The 230-nt window shown below is 43.5% G+C and carries 1 protein-coding gene; it reads left to right on the top strand.

The window, feature by feature from the left end:
• The coding region (locus SB765_RS34365) for a hypothetical protein (RefSeq protein ID WP_410933124.1) at positions 1–230 on the top strand (230 nt) is incomplete at both ends.

Below are 230 nucleotides of genomic sequence, written 5' to 3'. Positions count from 1 at the left end.
ATGCAGGACTTCTTAAGCTGTGGTTTTAATGAGTTTGCAACATCGCTAACGATGGCGGGAGAAACTGATAAACTTGCTAATATCAAGGGCGTGATGACGCAGTTTGTATTTGCAGCTCAAACAGCATTAGATAGTGGCGACCCAACCAACTATGCAGCAACGGTTAAAGCACTAGAAACACCTGTATACATGAACGTAGTGGTAGGTGATGGCACAGATAATAACAAGCC

The sequence above is a fragment of the Pseudomonas sp. SIMBA_067 genome (assembly GCF_046534675.1).
Taxonomy (GTDB): Bacteria; Pseudomonadota; Gammaproteobacteria; order Pseudomonadales; family Pseudomonadaceae; genus Aquipseudomonas; species Aquipseudomonas putida.
Note: the sequence above shows the minus strand (reverse complement) of the source record. Positions and strands in the feature narration are given on the sequence as shown.